A 5,043-nucleotide genomic window follows, 5' to 3' on the forward strand; every position below is an offset into this window, starting at 1 on the left:
GCGGAGGGAGCGGCGGGCGGGCAGAGAGGATAATCTCCACAGGCGCCGATCGGGGATCTTTTGCGGAGGGTTGTGACGCCGGTGCGACCGATGGTCGATGAGGTGCGGATCCAGGGCCTCGGGGTGATCGACGAGGCCGTGCTCGATCTGTCGCCCGGTTTCAACGTGGTGACCGGGGAGACCGGGGCGGGCAAGACCATGGTGGTGACCAGCCTCGGGCTGCTGTTCGGCGGCCGCGCCGACCCGCAGCGGGTCCGGCCGGGCGCGGGCCGCGCCACGGTCGAGGGCCGGATCGTCGTCGATCCGGGCGGCCGCGCGGTCGAACGGGTCGAGGAGGCCGGCGGCGAGCTGGACGACGGCGCGCTGATCATCAGCCGGTCGGTGTCGGCGGAGGGCCGCTCGCGGGCGTTCCTCGGCGGCCGGTCCGTCCCGGTGAGCGTGCTGATCACCCTGGCCGACGACCTGGTCGCCGTGCACGGCCAGTCCGACCAGCAGCGGCTGCTGCAGGCCGGGCGGCAGCGCGCCGCGCTCGACCGGTACGCGGGCGGCGCGCTGACCAAGCCGATGCGCGCCTACACCAAGGCGTACCAGCGGCACCGGCAGGTCACGGCGCTGCTGGAGGAGCTGACGACGCGGGCGCGCGAGCGGTCCCAGGAGGCCGACATGCTCCGCTTCGGCCTGGAGGAGATCGAGAAGGTCGACCCCAAGGACGGCGAGGACGCCGAGCTCGCCGCCGAGGAGGAGCGGCTCGGGCACGCCGACGCGCTGCACGGTGCCGCCGACACCGCGCACGAGGCGCTGCTCGGCGACCCGGCCGCCGCGTTCGAGGCGGCGAACGTGACGAGCCTGCTCGGCCAGGCCCGCAACGCGCTGGACGCCGTCCGCGACCACGACCCGGAGCTGGCGGCGCTCGCCGACCGGCTCACCGAGGCCGGCTACCTCGTCTCCGACGTCGGCACCGACCTCGCCTCCTACGCCGAGTCCGTGGACGCCGACCCGGCGCGGCTCGCCGCCGTCCAGGAGCGGCGGGCCGAGCTGACCGCGCTGATCCGCAAGTACGGCGGGGCGGAGGGCACGGCCGCGCAGGTCCTGGAGTGGGCGCGGACGGCCGCGGCCCGCCTCACCGAGCTGGAGGGCGACGACGACCGCATCGAGGAGCTGCGCGCCGAGCACGCCGAGCTGACCGAGCGGCTCGCCGCCGAGGCGGCCGAGCTGACCGCGGTCCGCACCCGCGCCGCCGAGCGGTTCTCCGGCGCCGTCACCGAGGAGCTGACGGCCCTGGCGATGCCGCACGCCCGCGTCTCGGTCACCGTGAACCCCGGCGGGGACTACGGGCCCCACGGCGTCGACGAGGTGGAGGTGCGGCTCGCGCCGCACCCCGGGTCGCCGCCGCTGCCGCTGCACAAGGGCGCGTCCGGCGGCGAGCTGTCCCGGGTGATGCTGGCGATCGAGGTCGTGTTCGCGGGCGCCGACCCCGTCCCGACGTTCGTGTTCGACGAGGTCGACGCGGGCGTCGGCGGCAAGGCCGCGGTCGAGATCGGGCGGCGGCTGGCGCGGCTGGCCCGCAACGCCCAGGTGATCGTCGTCACGCACCTGCCGCAGGTCGCGGCGTTCGCCGACCAGCACCTGCTGGTGGAGAAGTCCGACGACGGCACCGTGACCAGCAGCGGCGTCACCGCCCTCGACCGGGACGGGCGCGTCCGCGAGCTGTCGCGGATGCTGGCCGGCCTGGAGGACTCCGAGCTCGGCCGCGCCCACGCGGAGGAACTCCTCGCCATGGCCGCCGAAGAACGGTAACCAGGCCAATAATTACAGACGGTACGCGAATGGACACGCCTGGACAGTCGTGCTTTCCGGCGTTCACTTCGGCGCTCTGGCAGGATGGTCGGTGATGAACGACCCGTCACCCACCACCGATTCCGGCGCCGAGTCGACCACCGGGCCGTCCGCGGGGTCGGCCGCCGAGCCCGCGGCCGAGCCGGTCGGCGGGCCGGCCGCGGGGCCGGTCACCGAGCGCGGCGCCCGGCCGGCCCTGAAGCTGCCGCGGCGCGTCCGCGCGCTCGGCCGCGGCCGCGACGACGGCCGGTCCGGGGTCACCGCGACCGCGCGGCTCGACCGCCGCACCAAGGACCTGACCAAGCGGCTGCAGCCCGGCGACATCGCGGTGATCGACCATGTCGACCTCGACCGCGTCAGCGCCGAGGCGCTGGTGTCGTGCGAGGTCGGCGCCGTGGTGAACGTGGCGCCGAGCATCTCCGGGCGGTACCCGAACCTCGGCCCGCAGATCCTCATCGAGGCGGGCATCCCGCTGCTGGACGACGTCGGCCCCGAGATCTTCACCAGGCTCCGCGAGGGCGACCAGGTCCGCGTCGAGGGCCCCGCCGTGCACCGCGGCGAGGACGTCGTCGCCAAGGGCACCGAGCAGACCGCCGGGACCGTCGAGACGGCGCTGACCGAGGCCAAGGCGGGCCTCGCCTCCCAGCTGGAGGCGTTCGTCGCCAACACGATGGAGTACGTCAAGCGCGAGCGCGACCTGCTCATCGACGGCGTCGGCGTCCCGGACGTCACCACCGGGATCGCCGGCCGGCACGCGCTGATCGTCGTCCGCGGCTACCACTACCGCGAGGACATCGCGACCCTGCGGCCCTACATCCGCGAGTACCGCCCGGTGCTGATCGGGGTGGACGGCGGCGCCGACGCGCTGCTGGAGGCCGGCTACCGCCCCGACATGATCGTCGGCGACATGGACTCGGTGTCCGACGACGCGCTCACCTGCGGCGCGGAGATCGTCGTGCACGCCTACCGGGACGGCCGCGCGCCCGGCCTGAAGCGCGTCCACGAGCTCGGGCAGGAGGCCGTCGTCTTCCCGGCCACCGCCACCAGCGAGGACATCGCGATGCTGCTCGCCGACGACAAGGGCGCCACCCTGATCGTCGCGGTCGGCACGCACGCCAACATGGTGGAGTTCCTCGACAAGGGGCGCGCCGGCATGGCGAGCACGTTCCTCACCCGGCTCCGGGTGGGCAGCAAGCTCGTCGACGCCAAGGGCGTCAGCAGGCTCTACCGCAGCCGCATCTCCACCTGGTCGCTGCTGTTCCTCGTCCTCGGCGCGTTCATCGCCATCGTCACCGCCGTCGCCATGTCACCGGCGGGGGACGTCATCAGTCCCCTGATCGCCGACCGCTGGCACGCCTTCGTCTTCTGGCTGACCGGACTCTTCACGTGATCGATTTCCGTTACCACCTCGTCTCCATCGTCGCGATCTTCCTCGCGCTGGCGCTCGGCATCGTGCTCGGCTCCACCACCCTGTCCGACTCGGTCAGCGACACGCTGCGCCAGCAGGCCAACTCGGCGGCCAAGACCGCCCAGCAGGCCCGGCTGGCGCAGCGCGACCTGCAGCACCGGGTGGACGGCCAGGAGCAGTTCAGCAAGGTGCTGGCGCCGCAGATCGTCGCGAACCGGCTGAAGGGCCAGTCGGTCGTGCTGATCGAGACGCCCGGCGCCGGCAACGACAGCATCGAGCAGGTCAGCGAGCTGGCGAAGGACGCGGGCGCCGCCGTCACCGGCCGCGTCACGATCCAGAAGAAGCTCTTCAACGACGACCAGCAGACGACCGTCGACGAGCTGTCCACCCAGCTGAAGGCCGACGACGTCTCCTTCCCCGCCGACGCGAGCCCCTACGACAAGGCGGGCGCCGTGCTGGCGAACGCCCTCGTCACCAAGGACCCGGGCAAGTCCGGCCGGGAGGACGCCGTCGGCGGCGCCGTCCTCAACGGCTTCAAGGAGGCCGGGTACGTCACCACCAGCGGCAAGCCGGGCCAGCACGCGACGCTCGCCGTCATGGTCGCGCCCGCCGCCGTGTACGCCTACGACGGCGGCGACGCCGACAACAAGGCGCTGATCTCGCTCGCCGCCGCCCTCGACGCCGCCGGGCGCGGTACCGTCGTCGGTGGCCCGCCGAACTCCGCGCAGGAGGGCGGGCTGATCGCGGCGCTGCGCGACTCCGACGCCGGTGACTCGGTCTCCACCGTGGACGTGGTGGACACCCCGTCCGGGCAGGTCGTGGCGATCCTGGCGCTGCAGAAGGAGATCGGCGGCAAGTCCGGGCAGTACGGGACGGGCGCCGGCGTGAGCGGCTACCTGCCCTCGCCCGCGCCCACGGCGGGGAAGAACGGGTGACCTGATGGGACGAGGCATCGCGAGGGGCGCGCGGCTCGCGGCGGGCGCCGGCCTCGGCGCGGTGGCGGCGCGGGCCGCTTACGCCGCGCTGACCCGCCGGCCCCCCGGGCTGAACGGCCTGCCGGGCGAGGACGTCTGGGGGCGCACCAACCACCGCGGCGAGCCGGTGACGCTGCTGGAGGGGCCCGCGTTCGTCGCGGGCGCCGCCGCGGCCGGGCTGCTCGCCCCCGGCGCCACCGGCCGGATGCGCGCCGCCGCGCTGCTCGCGGGCGCCGGGTCCGGCGTCCTCGGCGGGTACGACGACCTCGCCGGGTCCGGCGCGTCCCGCGGCTTCAAGGGCCACCTCACCGCGCTCGCCCGCGGCGAGGTCACCAGCGGCGCGGTGAAGATCCTCGGCATCGGCGCGACCGGGCTGGCCGCCGCCGCGGTCGCCGGGTCGCCCGCCCCGACCCGGACCGGGCGCGCGTTCGACGCCCTGGTCAACGGCGCGGTCATCGCCGGGGCCGCGAACCTGATGAACCTGTTCGACCTGCGCCCCGGGCGGGCGGTCAAGGTGGGGCTGATCACCGGCGCCCCGCTGGCGCTGACCCGGTCGGGCTCGGCCGTCGTCGCGGCGCCGCTCGGCGCCGCCGCCGCGCTGCTGCCCGAGGACCTCGGCGAGCGCGCGATGCTCGGCGACACCGGCGCCAACGCGCTCGGCGCGCTGCTCGGCCTCGCCGCCACCCGGCTCGGGCGGGGGCCGCGGCTCGCCGTGCTGGCCGGGCTCGCCGGGCTGAACGCCGCCAGCGAGGTCGTCAGCTTCACCAAGGTCATCGCGGGCAACCCGGTGCTGAACCGCATCGACATGCTCGGCCGCCGGCCGCC

Annotated in this window: 4 protein-coding genes; all 4 read left to right on the top strand. The window is 74.8% G+C overall.

Annotated elements, in window-relative coordinates; translation table 11 throughout:
• Window positions 1-90: 90 nt before the first annotated feature.
• Complete coding sequence (gene recN / locus E1284_RS38330; RefSeq protein ID WP_131945044.1) at window positions 91-1,797, top strand: DNA repair protein RecN; 1,707 nt, start codon at window positions 91-93, stop codon at window positions 1,795-1,797.
• A gap of 94 nt (window positions 1,798-1,891) precedes the next feature.
• Entirely contained in the window at window positions 1,892-3,226 is a 1,335-nt protein-coding gene (gene steA, locus E1284_RS38335) for a putative cytokinetic ring protein SteA (RefSeq protein WP_131945045.1), read from the top strand.
• On the top strand, window positions 3,223-4,179 hold the full coding sequence (locus E1284_RS38340) for a copper transporter (protein ID WP_131945046.1): 957 nt from the start codon (window positions 3,223-3,225) through the stop codon (window positions 4,177-4,179). The genes steA and E1284_RS38340 overlap by 4 nt, the downstream gene beginning before the upstream one ends.
• Before the next feature lie 4 nt (window positions 4,180-4,183).
• The coding region (locus tag E1284_RS38345; protein WP_131945047.1) for a hypothetical protein at window positions 4,184-5,043 on the top strand (860 nt) is incomplete at its 3' end.

This window comes from Actinomadura bangladeshensis (assembly GCF_004348335.1).
GTDB classification, from domain to species: domain Bacteria; phylum Actinomycetota; class Actinomycetes; order Streptosporangiales; family Streptosporangiaceae; genus Spirillospora; species Spirillospora bangladeshensis.